Origin of the sequence: Crystallibacter permensis, assembly GCF_025960875.1 — a bacterium.
GTDB classification, from domain to species: Bacteria; Actinomycetota; Actinomycetes; order Actinomycetales; family Micrococcaceae; genus Crystallibacter; species Crystallibacter permensis.
This window is the reverse complement of record NZ_JAODLR010000021.1, coordinates 25296-40417: the sequence shown is the minus strand read 5'-3', so window position 1 is coordinate 40417 and position 15122 is coordinate 25296. Positions and strand designations below refer to the sequence as shown.

General features: G+C 64.2%; 17 protein-coding genes and 1 riboswitch. Of the genes, 9 read left to right on the top strand and 8 right to left on the bottom strand.

Annotated features, from left to right (window positions below):
* Positions 1–11: 11 nt before the first annotated feature.
* Complete coding sequence (locus tag B0G38_RS18900; RefSeq protein ID WP_264670866.1) at positions 12–1040, top strand: NAD(P)H-dependent flavin oxidoreductase; 1029 nt, start codon at positions 12–14, stop codon at positions 1038–1040.
* Between the two features lie 66 nt (positions 1041–1106).
* Here B0G38_RS18900 and B0G38_RS18895 read toward each other — a convergent pair whose 3' ends face one another.
* Positions 1107–2114, bottom strand: a complete 1008-nt coding sequence (locus B0G38_RS18895; RefSeq protein ID WP_264670865.1) for an Lrp/AsnC family transcriptional regulator — start codon at positions 2112–2114, stop codon at positions 1107–1109.
* Positions 2115–2211: 97 nt separating this feature from the next.
* Here B0G38_RS18895 and B0G38_RS18890 point away from each other — a divergent pair, with 97 nt between their 5' ends.
* Together B0G38_RS18890 and B0G38_RS18885 are read left to right on the top strand one after the other, a co-directional pair.
* Complete coding sequence (locus B0G38_RS18890; protein ID WP_264670864.1) at positions 2212–3492, top strand: M20 metallopeptidase family protein; 1281 nt, start codon at positions 2212–2214, stop codon at positions 3490–3492.
* Between the two features lie 44 nt (positions 3493–3536).
* Complete coding sequence (locus B0G38_RS18885; protein WP_264670863.1) at positions 3537–4883, top strand: MFS transporter; 1347 nt, start codon at positions 3537–3539, stop codon at positions 4881–4883.
* 123 nt (positions 4884–5006) lie between these two features.
* Here the strand turns inward: B0G38_RS18885 and B0G38_RS18880 are convergent, their stop codons facing one another.
* The gene (locus B0G38_RS18880) at positions 5007–5237 is read right to left on the bottom strand and encodes a hypothetical protein (RefSeq protein WP_264670862.1); all 231 of its coding nucleotides are present in this window, start codon (positions 5235–5237) and stop codon (positions 5007–5009) included.
* Positions 5238–5626: 389 nt separating this feature from the next.
* Here B0G38_RS18880 and B0G38_RS18875 point away from each other — a divergent pair, with 389 nt between their 5' ends.
* Positions 5627–5974 (top strand): DUF1801 domain-containing protein, encoded by a 348-nt coding sequence (locus tag B0G38_RS18875; RefSeq protein WP_264670861.1) that lies wholly within the window; start codon positions 5627–5629, stop codon positions 5972–5974.
* 59 nt (positions 5975–6033) lie between these two features.
* Here B0G38_RS18875 and B0G38_RS18870 read toward each other — a convergent pair whose 3' ends face one another.
* Together B0G38_RS18870 and B0G38_RS18865 are read right to left on the bottom strand one after the other, a co-directional pair.
* Positions 6034–6411, bottom strand: coding sequence for a glyoxalase superfamily protein (locus B0G38_RS18870; RefSeq protein WP_264670860.1), 378 nt, complete (start codon positions 6409–6411; stop codon positions 6034–6036).
* A 9-nt stretch (positions 6412–6420) separates the two neighbouring features.
* On the bottom strand, positions 6421–6666 hold the full coding sequence (locus B0G38_RS18865; protein ID WP_264670859.1) for a hypothetical protein: 246 nt from the start codon (positions 6664–6666) through the stop codon (positions 6421–6423).
* Positions 6667–6855: 189 nt separating this feature from the next.
* Between B0G38_RS18865 and B0G38_RS18860 the strand changes: the two genes are divergently transcribed.
* Positions 6856–7872: a magnesium and cobalt transport protein CorA gene (locus B0G38_RS18860; protein ID WP_264670858.1), complete on the top strand. Its 1017-nt coding sequence runs from the start codon at positions 6856–6858 to the stop codon at positions 7870–7872.
* A gap of 47 nt (positions 7873–7919) precedes the next feature.
* Here B0G38_RS18860 and B0G38_RS18855 read toward each other — a convergent pair whose 3' ends face one another.
* Together B0G38_RS18855 and B0G38_RS18850 are read right to left on the bottom strand one after the other, a co-directional pair.
* The gene (locus B0G38_RS18855; RefSeq protein ID WP_413542093.1) at positions 7920–8249 is read right to left on the bottom strand and encodes a GNAT family N-acetyltransferase; all 330 of its coding nucleotides are present in this window, start codon (positions 8247–8249) and stop codon (positions 7920–7922) included.
* Positions 8250–8418: 169 nt separating this feature from the next.
* On the bottom strand, positions 8419–9753 hold the full coding sequence (locus B0G38_RS18850) for a pyridoxal phosphate-dependent aminotransferase (protein WP_319801268.1): 1335 nt from the start codon (positions 9751–9753) through the stop codon (positions 8419–8421).
* 105 nt (positions 9754–9858) lie between these two features.
* Between B0G38_RS18850 and B0G38_RS18845 the strand changes: the two genes are divergently transcribed.
* The 3 genes from B0G38_RS18845 (at position 9859) to B0G38_RS18835 (ending at position 12985) form a co-directional block, all read left to right on the top strand.
* Complete coding sequence (locus B0G38_RS18845) at positions 9859–10659, top strand: SDR family oxidoreductase (RefSeq protein ID WP_264670856.1); 801 nt, start codon at positions 9859–9861, stop codon at positions 10657–10659.
* Positions 10660–10762: 103 nt separating this feature from the next.
* On the top strand, positions 10763–12418 hold the full coding sequence (locus B0G38_RS18840; protein ID WP_264670855.1) for an HNH endonuclease signature motif containing protein: 1656 nt from the start codon (positions 10763–10765) through the stop codon (positions 12416–12418).
* A gap of 330 nt (positions 12419–12748) precedes the next feature.
* Positions 12749–12985, top strand: coding sequence for a hypothetical protein (locus tag B0G38_RS18835; RefSeq protein ID WP_264670854.1), 237 nt, complete (start codon positions 12749–12751; stop codon positions 12983–12985).
* Here the strand turns inward: B0G38_RS18835 and B0G38_RS18830 are convergent.
* Both B0G38_RS18830 and B0G38_RS18825 read right to left on the bottom strand, forming a co-directional pair.
* Entirely contained in the window at positions 12970–14049 is a 1080-nt protein-coding gene (locus tag B0G38_RS18830) for a YihY/virulence factor BrkB family protein (protein ID WP_264670853.1), read from the bottom strand. The two genes, B0G38_RS18835 and B0G38_RS18830, sit on opposite strands and share 16 nt — an antisense overlap.
* Positions 14050–14069: 20 nt before the next feature.
* On the bottom strand, positions 14070–14621 hold the full coding sequence (locus B0G38_RS18825) for a flavin reductase family protein (RefSeq protein WP_264670852.1): 552 nt from the start codon (positions 14619–14621) through the stop codon (positions 14070–14072).
* Between the two features lie 108 nt (positions 14622–14729).
* Positions 14730–14797, top strand: a riboswitch (guanidine-III (ykkC-III) riboswitch).
* Positions 14798–14806: 9 nt separating this feature from the next.
* Here B0G38_RS18825 and B0G38_RS18820 point away from each other — a divergent pair.
* Entirely contained in the window at positions 14807–15121 is a 315-nt protein-coding gene (locus B0G38_RS18820; protein WP_264670851.1) for a DMT family transporter, read from the top strand.
* Position 15122 lies beyond the last annotated feature (1 nt).

The following is a 15122-nucleotide window of genomic DNA, read 5'->3' as shown; positions in this document are numbered from 1 at the left end:
AGTCTTCGGTTATGTGGACTCCAGCCGAACTTAAACTGCCCGTCGTCGCCGCCCCGATGGCGGGAGGTCCGTCCACCCCTGCATTGGCCGCGGCAGTGAACGACGCCGGCGGGCTGGGTTTTCTGGCCGGCGCCCTGAAAGCGCGGGGCAAGGTTGCCGAGGAGATCGCGCACCTGCGCGCGCTGACGGACAAACCATTCGGGGTGAACCTCTTCGTGCCCGCGAGCACCGCCGGGGAACCGGCCGCCGAAGACATCGACGCTGTTGAAGCCTACCGGCGCCGGCTCGCCGAGTTCCTGGAGGCCGCGGTACCGGAGCCGGACTGGCAGGACACCGACGACTATGCCAGCAAGCTGGAACTGCTGGTTGAAGCGCGGCCGGCAGTTGTCTCGTTCACCTTCGGACTGCCGGATGAAGAGACGGTCGACAAACTGCACCGGGCCGGCATTTCCGTGTGGGCCATGGTCACGGACGCGCAGGACGCCCGTGCCGCCGAGGCGCGCGGCTGCGACGTACTGGTAGTGCAGTCCGCGGAAGCGGGCGGACATCGCTCGACGTTCACCGTTCGGGCCGAACCCAATGACCAGACGCTGGAGACGTTGCTGCCCGAGATGCGTGCCGCCGTCGGCCTTCCTCTGGTGGCTGCCGGCGGAATCAGCTCCCCGGCCCAAACCGGGCGGGCGCTGGAACTGGGGGCTGTAGCGGCGCAGGCCGGCACTGCGTTCCTGCGCACGCCGGAATCCGGCGCTGCCAAGTTCTACAAGGACGCGCTGATCGACGCCCGTTTCAGCTCGACCGCGCTCACCCGGGCCTTCTCCGGGCGGCTGGCCCGCGGGCTGGAGAATGACTTCATCCGCGGCTTCAGCAAGTATGCCCCGGCGGTCTACCCGCAGGTCAACCAGCTCACGCGTGCCGTCCGTGCCGCGGCAACCGAGGCACAGGATCCGCAACTGATGTCGTTGTGGGCCGGCGTCGGCTTTCCGGACGCGACGGCGGAACCGGCCGTGGACGTGGCACGTCGGCTCGGCCGGGTGGCCTGAGCCGGATGAAAGCCGGCCAGCCAACGTCCTAGCCAGCCGGTCAGCCGCACAACTCAGCCGCCCAGCTCAACCGGCTGGTGGGCGGGGCACCACCACTTCGCCCGTCGCCGTGGTGTCCGTGTTGAGCATCCATCCCACGCGCTTGACGAACTTGACGGTCAGTGAACTCTCCACAATGCGTGCACCTGGCACGGCGGCGAGGAAATCCGCTTCGATGTCCGTGACATCGGAGGCCGAGCGCAGCCACATGATGAACGTGAAGTTGCTGGTTCCGGTGGTGGATGCGCACAGGCGCAGCTGCCCGATCTGCCGCAGCACGGCCGCGGCACGGAGCCGTTGGTCCGGCGGCACGTCCACAAACCACTGGCAGCTGACCGGGAAGCCGGAGTAATCCTGCGCCACCTCGCAGCGGAAGGCCAGCGTGCCGGACTCAAGCACCCGGTTGAGCTGGCGGCGCGCGGTGACCGGATGCAGCCCAATGGCCTGCGCGACCTCCGTTGCGGTGGCGCGGCCGTTGCGGCTCAGCTCCTGGACAATAGGCCAGTACGACGACGGCGGCGGACCCGCGAAGGTGCGCCCCGGAGGCGGTTGGAGTTTCCGGAAGCGGGCGCGCTGCTGTGGGCTGAGCGCGTCCAGTTCCCAGGAGTCCGCGCCGGTATGCAGGGCGGTGCAGACTCCGCTTTGGTAGCGGACCAGGCCGGGTATCTGTGCCAGTTGGGGCAGGACGGTACGCGTGAACGCCGCCCAACTTGGCGTCACCACGGTCAGGACAAGATCCCGGTTCCGGGCGGATTCTTCCAGCGAGACAACTTCCGGGATGGCGCACAGCGCGTCCTCGACTTCCTGCCGCCGGCTCAACTCGCAGTCGGCGTCCACGAAGCTGAGCGTCATTTCATCCGGATCGCCTAGCAGATGCGCGGTGATCCAGGCCAGACCGCCGGCCCGCAACCGCTGCCAATGCGCCGCCAACGTCCCCGGGTGCCGGTCCAGGACCGCTGCGGCGTCGGTCCAGCTGATCCGTGGTGCCAGTTGCAGCAAATTGATGAGCGCTCTGTCGTCGTCGCTGAGATCCATGGGGCTGTGGTGATCGATTCTTCGGAATTGGAAAGCTTTGATGTTGTTTTCTTGGATTTTAGCCGCTTGTGAGTCCGGTCACTGAATAATGGTACCCATGACCGTCATAGCGGATGCCCGTGAGCTGCAGGATGAAATCGTCCGGCTGCGTCACCGGCTACATCAGGAGCCGGAGATTGGCCTGGACCTGCCCCGCACGCAGGAGAAGGTCCTGGAAGCCCTCCATGGCCTGCCGTTTGAAATCACCCTCGGCCAGGACACCACGTCCGTGACCGCGGTTCTTCGCGGCACCGCAGGCCTGGACCAGCCCGCCGCAAGGAACGACGACGCTGCAGCAGCCGGTGCCGGAAGTTCCGCGTCTGGTGAGCGTCCCGTGGTGCTGCTGCGCGGCGACATGGATGGCCTGCCCGTCCAGGAAACCACCGGTGTGGACTACAGCTCCCGCATCGACGGCGCCATGCACGCCTGCGGCCACGACCTGCACACCGCGATGCTCGCCGGTGCCGCCACCCTGCTCGCCGAGCGCCGGCACCAGCTGGCCGGCGACGTCGTGCTGATGTTCCAGCCGGGGGAGGAGGGCTGCGACGGCGCCGGGGTCATGATCCGCGAAGGTGTGCTGGATGCCGCCGGTAAACGTCCCGACGCAGCTTTCGGGATGCATGTGATGGCTGGACTGGAGCCCAATGCCCGGTTCTTCACCAAGCCGGACATCCTGATGTCCGCCTCGGACGGGCTGTTCGTGACGGTGCACGGCGCAGGAGGCCACGGTTCTGCCCCACACAGTGCGAAGGATCCGGTCACCGCGGTCTCCGAAATGGTGACGGCCCTGCAGGTCATGATCACCCGCCAGTTCAACATGTTCGACCCGGTAGTGCTCACCGTCGGGCTGCTGCAGGCCGGCACCAAGCGGAATGTCATCCCGGAAAGCGCCCGCTTCGAGGCCACGGTCCGAACCTTCTCGGAGGCCTCGCGGGAGAAAATGATGACGGCGGTTCCGCAGCTGCTGGAGGGCATTGCCGCAGCGCACGGACTCGCCGTTACCGTGGACTACCAGCCCGAATACCCGCTGACCGTCACGGATGTGGACGAGACTCACAACGCCGAACGGATCATCACCTCGCTCTTCGGCGACGAGCGGTACTCGCGGATGGCCCAGCCGCTGGGCGGTTCCGAGGACTTCTCCCGGGTGCTGGCCGAGGTGCCGGGCAGTTTCATCTGCCTCTCGGCTGCCGCTCCCGGCGAAGACCACCGCGCCGCCCCCTTTAACCACTCGCCGTTCGCCACCTTCGACGACAACGTACTGGCAGACGGGACCGCCCTCTACGCCGAGCTGGCGCTGACCCGGATCGCCGAGCTCGCCGCCGGCCGGACCCGCTGACAAACCAAGAACCCCTCCCGACCGTCCTTCCCCAGGAGCCACCCATGACAACGAACGCGAAAACCAACCCGGCCCATCCCGGGCACCCGGCCAAGCACCTGCCGCCGCAGCCGGTGGTCAGTGCGCGCCGGACCCTCCTCGGCACCGGCGTCGGCAATGCCATCGAATGGTACGACTGGGCCGTCTACGCGACCTTCGCCCCGTTCTTCGCCGGCCAGCTCTTCAATAATGAGGATCCGGCCTCCGCCGTGCTGGCGACCCTGGCGATTTTCGCCGTGGGCTTCCTCGCCCGGCCCCTTGGCGGATTCGTCTTCGGCTGGTTGGGAGACCGCATCGGCCGCAAGTACTCCATGACGCTGGCAGTGGCCTTGGCATCGGTGGGCAGCCTGCTCATCGGCATCGCTCCAACGTATGCCGCGATGGGCGCCCTTGCCTCCGTGACCCTGCTGGTCGCCAGGCTGATCCAGGGCCTGGCGCATGGCGGCGAACTGCCGTCCTCGCAGACCTATCTCTCGGAGATGGCGCCGAAGGAAAAGCGCGGCTTCTGGGCGACCTTGATCTACACCTCCGGCACGGTGGGCACCCTCTTCGGCATCCTGCTCGGTGCGGTGCTGACCCTTGTCCTCAACAGCGAGCAGATGCTCGCCTGGGGCTGGCGCATCCCGTTCCTGCTTGGCGCAGCACTCGGTCTCTACGGCCTGGTCATGCGGACCCGGATGAAGGAAACCGACCTCTTCGAGCAGGAGACCACGCAGGAGAAGCGCGAGCCGATGTGGCCGCAGATCGTCCGTTACCGCAAACAGGCGCTGCAGGTCATCGGTCTCACCGTCGGCCTGACCGTTGTTTACTACACTTGGGGCATTGTCGCCCCGACGTACGCGTCGACGAGCCTGGGCATGGACCGCGGCGCAGCCTTGTGGTCCGGAGTCATCGCCAACATTGTCTTCCTGATCGCGCTTCCCATCTGGGGCAAGGTCTCCGACAAGATCGGCCGTAAGCCGGTGCTGTGGATCAGCTCCATCGGAGCGGCCACCATGCATTTCCCGATGACCTGGCTGCTGCAGGACTCGCCGTGGCAGCTTGTGGTGTCCATGTCCGTCATGCTGGTCTTCATTGCGGGCAGCGCGGCCATTGTCCCGGCCGTCTACGCCGAACTGTTCCCCACCAGTATCCGCACCATCGGCGTCGGTGTTCCTTACTCCATCTGCGTGGCCATCTTCGGCGGTACGGCCCCGTACCTGAACAGCTGGCTGACCGCCAACGCCGGCCCCAACGCCTTCGCGTTCTACACCGTGACCCTGCTGCTGGTCAGCGTGGCGTTCATCTTCACCATCCCGGAGACCAAGGGCAAGGACCTGCGGGAGGAGCCGATAGTGGTTTCGGCGCGATAGCAGGTTTGGGCTTGCCATCGCCAGGCAGCCCGTCTTCCCGTCGCTGAAACAACAAAGGTCCCGGTGGCTTGGCTGTTCTCACAGCCGGCCACGGGGACCTTTTTCTACGGGTGGAAGCCGCGCCTATGCGACCTCGGGAACCCGCCAAATTGAATAATCGGACTGACTGACCGTGCGGCGGTCGCCGCCGTCGTCCTCGCGGATCCACACCAAGCCGACGCCGGGTGCGGTGCGGACAACCCGCCCGCGGTACTGAACGTCGTTCTGGATCCTTGCTTCAATGGCGTCACCGCGGCGCAGCGCACCGAGATTCCGGATCCTGGTGGGGGTGGCAGTGATGGTCGGTAGTGTCATAAGACCTCCTGTATCGATCGGTAAATAGGGCAGCAGCACCAGCGACCAGCGGCGTCACAAAGGACACCGGGCCCCGGCTAAGTGGGGGTAGCGCAACAAGCAGGCAAACCGGCCGGTCTCGAGGAAAGCCGCGGCAAAGTGCGGGAATGACATTCACCGCAGAAACTCTGCCGGCACGAGGCTGTACTCACGGGACCGGTTTGCAGTCTCAATATTTGACAACCAGCAGGAGAGGCGGGTTTATTCCCGCTGCTCCACTTTTTCTTTTCCTTTTCTTCGTCCGGTAGGTTGCCCCTGTCCTTGACACCTGCTGGCAGGGGTAAGAGTCTTTATCCGAACAGCCGGCACGGGCCGGATCGCTCCGGACACAGAAAAGCGGGGACCCCAAAGTGGCTGACACCATCGACGAGTACATCGGCGGTTTGGACGAGGGACTGAAGGAAGCTGCGGCCAAGGCCCGGAGGGTCATCGATGCGGGCCTGCCGGAGGCGGAGTCCCGGATGTGGCACGGCCACCCGGTGTGGTTCATGGACGGCGAACCAGTCGCGCTGCTTAAGGCCTATTCGAAGTATGTGACCTTCGGGCTCTGGAAGGGCCAGCAGATCACCGACCCGTCAGGCAAACTCGAGGCAGGATCCCGGCAGATGGCGTCCGTGAAGCTCGCCTCCGAACAATATGTGGACGAACAGCTGTTCGCGGACTGGCTGCGGCAGGCGCGGGAGCTGGAGCAGAGCTGACGCTGGCCGGACCGTGCCAACCGCAGCCGGCAGCCCTGGCGCGTCCCGCCGTCGTACTCTTATGCCCTATCCCGCGGCGGCATCTGCTGCAGCGCCCACGTATTGCCGTCCGGATCGCTGAAGTAGACGAAGTGGCCCCACGGCTGCACGTCCACGTCGCTCGTCTCGACCCCGCGTCCGCGCAGTTCATCCCGGGCGGCTGCGGCGTCGTCGACCACGATCTGCAACCCCTTCTGTGAGCCCGGAGCCATGTCCGTGATGCCCGTTCCCATCACGATGGAGCAGGCCGAACCCTTCGGCGTGAGCTGGACGAAACGCAGGTCTTCACTGACCCGGTGGTCGTGGTCCGCGTTGAATCCGACCTGCTCAACGTAGAACTTCTTCGCCCGATCAACATCGCTGACGGGTACGGCAACTAGCTCAAGTTTCCAGTCCATGGGATAACGCTAGACCTGCAGCTCGCGCTCGGGAAGACCGGGGCTGTCTTCATCCCCGCCGCAGAGCCAAACTTCGTACCCTTCGGCCTTCTCGAAGAGCTGCCGGGGATGCGCCCCGTCATTGGCCAGCCACAGGACTTCGGCCTCGAGCGAGACAGCGTCCACCCTTCCGGCACGCACTGTACCGCCACGCAGGCGGACTTCCACGAGGGTCCCCGGGAGCAGGTCCCAGTCTTCAATGCGGGCCGAATCCATTGGTGCCTCCGTGCGGGTTGGATGTGTTGCCCTCCCCACCTTCGCTGACGGGAGCGGCGCCGCGCTATGGGCACGGGCAGGAATTCATTCGGAATTTACCTGATGTCCTTGCGCGGGCGCCGACGCGGTAGATTGGCATGGTTCCAACCGCCCCGGCGGGCGACAAGGCACCTGAAGAAGGGACAGCGGATGTCATTGGTGGACAATGCGGTATATGTGGAGGGCCACCGCACGGCGAGCCCGGGAAGCCTGGACGAGACGTTCGAGCTGCTGCGGGAGCACCAGGGCATGGCCTGGATCGGTTTGTACCGGCCGAACGCCGAGGATATCCGCACCGTTGCCCGCGAGTTCGACCTGCACGAGCTGTCCGTGGAGGACGCGCTGTCCGGGCATCAGCGCGCCAAGCTGGAACGCTACGGCACCACCCTCTTTATGGTGCTCCGCCCGGCCCGCTACCTCGACGACGTGGAGAAAGTGGAGTTCGGCGAGCTGCACATCTTCGTGGGCCCGGACTTTGTGGTCACCGTCCGCCATGCCGAATCGCCGGGACTGGCCAAAGTACGACGGCGGATGGAAGCCAGCCCGGAACTTCTCGCCAAAGGTACGCAGGCAGTTTTGTACGCGATCCTGGATCAGGTTGTGGATGAATATGCGCCGGTGGTGGCTGGCCTGGAAAACGACATCGATGAGATCGAAGACGACCTCTTCGGCGGGAACCCGGACGTTACACGGCGGATCTACGAACTACACCGCGAAGTAATCGAATTCCAACGGGCCACCCAGCCGCTGGACCAGATGCTCGAGTCGCTGGAGCGCGGATCCGAAAAGTACGACGTGGAACTCGAACTGCAGCAGCGGCTGCGCGACGTCCATGACCATGTCATCCGCGTGGTGGACCGCGTCAACGCCTTCCGCGCCCTGCTCCAGAATGCCCTGAGCGTTCATTCCACTCTCGTGGCGCAGCGGCAGAACGAGGAGATGACCCGGCTGACGGAGACCAGCCTGGCGCAGAACGAGGAGGTCAAGCGGATCTCGTCCTGGGCCGCCATCCTCTTCGCCCCGACCCTGGTGGGTGCCGTCTACGGCATGAACTTTGACTACATGCCGGAGCTCGCATGGGCCTTCGGCTATCCCTTCGCGATTGCGCTCATGGTGGCCATCGGCGTCGGGCTTTATTTTGTGTTCAAGCGTTTGAAGTGGCTCTGAGCTGCCTTGAACCTGCAGGTCTGCACTGGCAAGCCGTCGCTGGACAGCTACGTTGTTGGTGCGCTGGCAGGACCCAGTTTGAAGCTGCCTAACTGGGCCGGCGGAACCAGTTGGAGGTACTGCGGATTGCCGGCGATGAACTTTCGCACTTCGGGACAGAACGGGAGGACGCCCAACCTGCGATGGTGCGCGTCGTCGAGCACGCTGCGGATGAGCTCGGTCTCGAAGTCCTTGCCCTGGTAGCGCGGCATGATCGTTGTCGTCAGGAACCAGATCTCGCTGCCCTCCATGCGATACCTGAGGTAGCCGGCCACCACGCCGTTGTCATAGATGTCGAACTGCGACGCGGCGGGATTATGACGGACAACGGGCATCATTGCCTCCGTGAGTAGAGGTTGGGGCCAGTACAAAACTTCTGCGCACATTTCCCCCAAGGCACATTTGGTAGTGAGCCGAAGCCTACCAGTTGCATCTTGGGGGAAGTGTGGGGAAGCGTGGGGCGCCCAGTTGCCGTTGCCCCTTACGGGAGTACGCCGCGTCCAGCTGCTATGCCGGGCGTTTGCTGGCGGCCGCCCTTGCCTGTGCCTGCGCCTGGACCTGCGACTGCGCTTGGGCCATGGCCGTCAGCGACAACTGTGCCGTGGCGGTCTGTGCAGCGGCTGCCGCCTTCTTGCGGTAAAGGGCCAGGAACGAGGAAATGCGGCGCACTGCTTCTTCGATTTCATTCACCGAGGGCAGGATGACGAACCGGAAATGGTCCGGGGTTGGCCAGTGGAAGGCGGTGCCGTGCGAGACCAGGATTTTCTGTTCCTCCAGCAGGTCCAGGACGAACTGTTCATCACTGCCGAAGGGGTAGATCTCCGGATCCAGCTTCGGGAACAGATACATCGCACCGGCGGCGGGAACGCAGCTCACTCCGGGTATCGCGTTGAGCAGCTCGCAGGCCCGGTCCCGCTGCTCACGCAGCCGCCCGCCGGTCCGCACCAGATCGTTAATGCTTTGGTAGCCGCCCAGTGAGGTCTGGATGGCGTGCTGGGCGGGAACGTTGGCGCACAACCGCAGCGAAGCCAGCAGTTCCAGCGACTCGCGGTACGCGGCAGTGGCGGCGCGCGGGCCGGTGATGGCCACCCAGCCGGCGCGGTAGCCAGGCATCCGGTACGCCTTGGACAGGCCGCTGAAGGTCAGGACGGCAACGTCGTCGGCTACCGAAGCCGTATGGATATGGACCGCGTCTTCGTAGGTGATCTTTTCGTAGATCTCGTCCGAGAAAAGCACCAGGTCGTACTTCCGCGCCAGCTCGACGAACTGCTCCATGATGTGCCGCGGGTAGACGGCACCGGTGGGGTTGTTCGGATTGATAATGACGATGCCGCGGGTGCGCTCCGTGATCTTCGCTTCCAGATCCGCCATATCCGGCCACCAGTTGTTGTCTTCATCGCAGAGGTAATGGACGGCCTCGCCGCCGCTAAGAGTGACGGATGCCGTCCAGAGCGGGTAGTCCGGGGCGGGGATGAGGATCTCGTCCCCGTTTTCCAGGAAAGCCTGCAACGTCATGGAGATCAGTTCGCTGACGCCGTTGCCGATGAAGATATCCTCGACGCCGATCTGCATCAGGCCTTTGGTTTGGTAGTACTGCGAAATGGCCGTGCGGGCCGAAAAGATGCCCTTGGAATCGCTGTAGCCCTGGGCCTCGCGCAAATGGTGGATCATGTCCACGACAATCGACTCCGGCGCTTCCAGCCCGAACGGCGCAGGGTCACCAAGGTTCATGCGCAGAATACGCTGCCCTTCGGCTTCCATCTTCTTGGCCGCATGCAGGATGGGCCCGCGCAATTCATACCGGACGTTCTGGAGCTTGCTGGAGTGTTGCATTGGACGCATAGTCCATGTTTTCATATCGCGCGCAAACGTCCTATGATCTGCGCCACCTAGCCATTTTCCGGGAAGGGGTAGTGCCTTCGGCGAGGGCATGGAAACAATGGGCGTATGAGCGAGTTCAAACCCAGAACAGCAATCGTGACCGGCTCGGATTCAGGCATCGGGCGCGCAACCGCCGTCGCCCTCGCGGAAGCCGGCCTGGACATCGGCGTGACCTGGCACCGGGACGAAGCAGGCGCGGAGGACACCGCTGCGGAGGTCCGCGCCTGGGGACGGCGGGCCGCCGTTGCCCGGCTGGATGCCACCGAGTTGCCTGATTGCGGCGACGTCGTCGATAGTCTCGCGGAGGAGCTGGGCGGGCTTGACGTCTTCGTCAACAATGCGGGCACCGGAGCCAGCGAACCGTTCCTGGATACCAGCTACGAGACCTGGCGCCAGGTAGTGGCCACCGACCTCGACGGCGCATTCGTCTGCATGCAGCGGGCAGCCCGGCGGATGGTTTCGGCGGGTAATGGCGGGCGGATCATTGCCGTGACCAGCGTGCATGAACACCAGCCGCGCGTGGGGTCCGCTGCCTACGACGCCGCAAAACACGGTTTGGGCGGGCTGATAAAAACCATGGCGCTGGAGCTGGGCGAGCACCGCGTCACCGCGAACGCCGTTGCACCCGGGGAGATCGCTACGCCCATGACGGGGCAGACGGACGAAGATCCCCGGGCGAAGGACCGCCCGGGCATCCCGTTGGGCAGGCCCGGGGACGCCCGGGAAGTAGCGGCAGTGATTGGGTTCCTCGCATCCCAGGAAGCCAGCTACGTAACCGGGGCTTCCTGGGCGGTGGACGGCGGCATGCTGCAAATGGGACCGCAGGCCGGCTCCCATATCACCAGTGGAGAATGGCGGAAAGGATGACGCCGGCGTCGTCCGCGTTCAGCTGCTCTCGCTGAACTTCGCCGATGCGTTCCTGGGGCTTCCTTGCCCGGATAGTGTCAGAGGCAGCGGATAGCGTAAGACCATGAGCACGGACAACGCGATGCGGACCGAGTTGCCTTCGGACAAACCCCGGGGTTCCGTGCTGGAGCGCGGCCTCTACAAGGCTCTCGCGGAAGCGGCCGTGGAGGCCATGATCAACAGCCAATCCGCGGTGGAACGGCTCGTCGGCAGCTGGGAGATTCTGCCGCCGGCCAAGCTGGGGGAACTGCTGGCTTCGATCGATCCGGACTCACTCGACGACGACGATGCCATCGAGTTCCTGAAGGCTGCCGCGAGGCATCGCGCTTGGACGGACTCCCTGCAATCGGCCGGCCTTAACCGCTTTGCGGAACTGAGGCCGCAGCTTGATGGCCCTGGGGAGGAAGGCATTTCCAAATTCGCCGCGGGGGAAATTGCAGCCGCCCTGGCCATGCCGAACCAGTCGGCCCGTAAAGCCCTCAAGGAAGCCAAATTCATTCATGATTTCCTGCCCGGCACGGCAGATGCCATGCAGGCCGGCCGGCTGGATCAGCAGCGGGCCACAGCGATTGCGCGGGCTGCAACCAGTCTGCCCGACGCCGTGCTGGCCGATTTTGAAGCAGCAGTGCTGCCGAAAGCGCCTTCTCTGACACGGGGCAGGCTGGCGAAGTTCGCCGAAAAGCATCGGGATGCGCTTCACCCTGAGCCACTGGAAATCCGCTTTCACCGGGCTGCAGCCGAACGCGAAGTGTTCTTCGTGCCGCAGCCGGACGGTATGGCTGACTGCTACGCACGGATTCCGGCACATTCCGCAGCGATGATCCAGGACCGCGTCGAGGCCGGCGCCCGTGCGCTGCAGGGCCCGGAGGAATCCCGGACGCTGCCCCAGTTGCGGGCGGACGTATTCTGCGAGATGCTGCTCAACCCGGAGGCTATGCCGCTAGAAGCCCCCGAACAACAGCCGGCCAGCGACGAGCCGGTACCGACGGGGAAAGCCGGAACGACCAAATCCGGATCATGCGGGACCATCAACATCACCGGCCTGAGCGTCACGGTTTCTCTGGAAACCTTGCTCGGTCTGTCCGAGGCACCGGCCGACTTGGCCGGGTATGGCCCGCTCCCACCGTCGCTGGCCCGGGAACTGGCCGGATTCGCCAAAAGCTGGCTGCCGGTCCTTGTCTCGGATGATGGCAAATTCGTCCGCGCTGCGGCGAAGAAACGCATCCCACCCAAGGCAGTCAAGCGTTGGGTCCAGTTCCGGGACAAGCGCTGCCGATTCCCCAACTGCGACCGGCCGGCCGCAAGCTGCGAAACGGATCACACGGTGGCGTGGGAAGACGGGGGCTTGTCATGGCTGCTCAATCTCGCTTGTCTCTGCAAACTGCACCATGACCTGAAGCACTTGGCCGGTTGGAAATGCCGGCAGCTGGACGGCGGTGTGCTGGAATGGGTGGCCCCTACCGGGCACCGATATCTCGATACCCCGGAGCCAATCGGCCCGCTGATTCCACTGGCAAGCAGGCGATCAAGCGCGCGGTCGGACCACCAAGGGTTCCGTCCGGGAAGCGGGCAGGGGAGCCGGGCGCACGATCTTCGCCAACTTGCGGAGCAGGAGCCGCCACAGCCTGATCCTCAGGATCCGTTTCAACCGGCCAATTTGATCGCGCTGAAGCAACTTCCTCTGCTGTCCCACGAAGAAGCGCACCCGCCGCCGTTCTGATCCCGATGACGCTTTCCTACACGGCTTTCTGTGCGGCGAAATCTGGCTGAGAATGGCCGCCGTCCGCAGTCATATTGTTATTCCGTCGTTATGGCTTGCGAGTTCCGAGCCGGGACCGAACGGAGTTGCTGATGCAAGGATTCATTGAAATTCCCGCTCGCAGCGGGGAGCTGCGCTTCAAAGCATCGGTGCGGGCGTGCAGACTAAATGTTTCTGGCGGGTAGGTCAACCCGCACTCAGAATCATTGTGGAGTTCTTCTGCTTCTGCTACTTTCAGAATTCAGGTTAAGCAACAGCCTGTGGCTCTCTTGAAAATTATTGGAGTGAACCATGGCCCCGAAGCGCCTCCTTCCCCCAGAGGAAGGCTTTCCGCAGGACCTTAGCAAAGTGCCGGATTCGGAGTTGGAAATTCTCAACAGCCGCATTCTGCGCCAAGTGGAACGGGAATACCTGCAGCTGGGATCACCGGATCCGGAAACCGAATTCCGAAGCGAAGAACTGCGGGTCGAGCTCGATGCCCGCGACGCCAAGGACGAGGTAGCCGAAGAAGTTCAGCCCTCCCGGTAATTAGTGTGTGAATGGATATGCCGTAGTTCGCGGCCGTCGTTGACCAGCTCGAGTTCCTTGTCACGGAGCCTCAGGGTTTGGCGAGTGTCCCGCGGGGGCAGGCGCAATTTTTCCTCCGCTTCGATACCCGCCTGCAACTGGCGGCCGCGTTCTATTTCCGCATCCAGCTCCGCGCCGAAGAGCAGGACCACATTCATGATCCAAATCCACAACAGCAGCACGATCACGCCGCCGATGGTGCCATAGGTCGCGTTGTAGCTGCCGAAGTTTGAGACGTAGAAACCGAAACCTGCGGTAGCCGCGGCCATAACGAGGATGGCGACGAAAGCCCCGATACTGATCCACCGGAATTTGGGTTGCTGCACATTCGGCGTCGCGTAGTACAACAAAGCGATCATGACTACCAGCAGCAGCACCATCAGCGGCCACTTGGCGATGTTCCAGGTGAGGAGTGCTGTATCGCCGAGGCCGATCATGCTGCCGATGGTTTCGGCCACCTGGCCGGAGAGCAGGAAGAGCAGCATCATCAGGACCACGGCGATGATCAGCGAGAGTGTTATGCCCAGCATGATCGGGTAGAGCTTCCAGATCGGCCGGCCCTCGGGCACCTCATAAATGTTGTTCATGGCCCGGCCGAAGGACCGCACATAGCCGGACGCCGTCCAGACAGCACCGATGACACCAACGGCCAACGTCAGCCCGGCCGCGGTGGATGTGGTGAGCTGATTAATCGGCCCTTCGATAAGGCCGACGGCGTTTTCTGGCGCACCCAGCCGTTCCAGCATCTCGATGATGGCCCGGGTTGTGGCTTCCCCCTGGCCGACGACGCCGAGCAGCGAGACGACGGCGAGCAGCCCGGGGAAGACGGACAAGACTGCAAAGTAGGTCATGGCTGCCGCCAGATCGGTGCAGCGGTCCGAGCTGAACTCACGGATGGTGCGCTTGACGATGTAGCCCCAGGCGGGCTTGGTCAGGTCGGTGGGGGAACCGGGCTTGCGGTCGCTGTCCGGCGGCGGGAACTTGCGGTTGTCCCGGGGACTTCCTGTGCTGCTCGCTGCGGTCATGATCACCTGATCCTCTGTTATCAGCGGTCCAGCCGGTAGTAGGCGGAACCGAAATGGACAAGCGGGTCGAGTTCATCCGCACCCGATGCGGCGGAGCCCATCGCGAGCACTTCGCCGACGACCAGCAGGTGCGTCGCGGCTGGGTGGATCTGCGTGGTCCGTAGTTCGAAATGGGCCAGGGCGTGATCGACGATGACGGCGCCCGAGGCGGCCCCGCGCCGGTACGGGACCTGGGTCAGCAGCCCCTCCAGCGGTGTCCCGGGACTGGCCAGCCAATTCGCGATACCGCGCTGGCTGCCGGTGAGCAGGCTCAGTGCCCACATCCCGCTACCGGTAACTGCCTCGGCGATGCGGGACTCACCGTAAAGACTGACCAGCATGGTGGGCGGATCGTAGGAGACCGACAGATGGCCGGTGACCGTGGCAGCGTAGTCCCGCCCGCGCCAACTGGTGGAGACAACACCGACGCCGGCGGCAGCATTGGCGCTGAGCAGGCGGTATTGATCGATGTCGGCTTCCGTCGGCGCACCGGCGTTGAGCCGGTGGCTGTCCGGCGGCTCCGGGTTCTCCATTTGTCCATCGTGCCACGCGTGCCGCTCCTTCGGGCAAGGTTGGCCGCTTCTGGTGGTGAGGTTGGCGACCAAACCCACCCACCGCCGTCGTACGTTGATATCTTCTTAACAAGACCTCGAAACTGCAGGTCTCCGGACGACGGATCAGTACCCGGTGAGCGACAAGACTGGCCAAAGGATTTCCGATGGAATGGGTAATACTGATCCTGTCCGGTGTGCTCGAAGCGGTGTGGGCGACGGCGCTGGGGCTCTCCAAGAACTTCCGGCGACTGTGGCCGACGGTCACGTTTTTCGTGGCGATGACCGTGAGCATGGCCGGTCTGGCCTACGCGATGACGGCGATCCCGGTCGGTACCGCTTACGCGGTCTGGGTCGGAGTGGGGGCCGTGCTCACGGCCGCCTACTCGATGGCCTTCGGCGGCGAGGCGGTTTCGTGGGCGAAGGTGCTGCTGTTGCTGGGCATTATCGGCTGCGTGGTAGGCCTGAAGGCGGTGGGTTGAG

Bases quoted from the DNA above. Each gene is read 5' to 3' on its own strand.
- B0G38_RS18900 (WP_264670866.1), top strand. From the start codon at position 12: ATGTGGACTCCAGCCGAACTTAAACTGCCCGTCGTCGCCGCCCCGATG.
- B0G38_RS18895 (WP_264670865.1), bottom strand. From the start codon at position 2,114: ATGGATCTCAGCGACGACGACAGAGCGCTCATCAATTTGCTGCAACTG.
- B0G38_RS18890 (WP_264670864.1), top strand. From the start codon at position 2,212: ATGACCGTCATAGCGGATGCCCGTGAGCTGCAGGATGAAATCGTCCGG.
- B0G38_RS18885 (WP_264670863.1), top strand. From the start codon at position 3,537: ATGACAACGAACGCGAAAACCAACCCGGCCCATCCCGGGCACCCGGCC.
- B0G38_RS18880 (WP_264670862.1), bottom strand. From the start codon at position 5,237: ATGACACTACCGACCATCACTGCCACCCCCACCAGGATCCGGAATCTC.
- B0G38_RS18870 (WP_264670860.1), bottom strand. From the start codon at position 6,411: ATGGACTGGAAACTTGAGCTAGTTGCCGTACCCGTCAGCGATGTTGAT.
- B0G38_RS18865 (WP_264670859.1), bottom strand. From the start codon at position 6,666: ATGGATTCGGCCCGCATTGAAGACTGGGACCTGCTCCCGGGGACCCTC.
- B0G38_RS18860 (WP_264670858.1), top strand. From the start codon at position 6,856: ATGTCATTGGTGGACAATGCGGTATATGTGGAGGGCCACCGCACGGCG.
- B0G38_RS18855 (WP_413542093.1), bottom strand. From the start codon at position 8,249: ATGATGCCCGTTGTCCGTCATAATCCCGCCGCGTCGCAGTTCGACATC.
- B0G38_RS18850 (WP_319801268.1), bottom strand. From the start codon at position 9,753: ATGCGTCCAATGCAACACTCCAGCAAGCTCCAGAACGTCCGGTATGAA.
- B0G38_RS18845 (WP_264670856.1), top strand. From the start codon at position 9,859: ATGAGCGAGTTCAAACCCAGAACAGCAATCGTGACCGGCTCGGATTCA.
- B0G38_RS18840 (WP_264670855.1), top strand. From the start codon at position 10,763: ATGAGCACGGACAACGCGATGCGGACCGAGTTGCCTTCGGACAAACCC.
- B0G38_RS18835 (WP_264670854.1), top strand. From the start codon at position 12,749: ATGGCCCCGAAGCGCCTCCTTCCCCCAGAGGAAGGCTTTCCGCAGGAC.
- B0G38_RS18830 (WP_264670853.1), bottom strand. From the start codon at position 14,049: ATGACCGCAGCGAGCAGCACAGGAAGTCCCCGGGACAACCGCAAGTTC.
- B0G38_RS18825 (WP_264670852.1), bottom strand. From the start codon at position 14,621: ATGGAGAACCCGGAGCCGCCGGACAGCCACCGGCTCAACGCCGGTGCG.
- B0G38_RS18820 (WP_264670851.1), top strand. From the start codon at position 14,807: ATGGAATGGGTAATACTGATCCTGTCCGGTGTGCTCGAAGCGGTGTGG.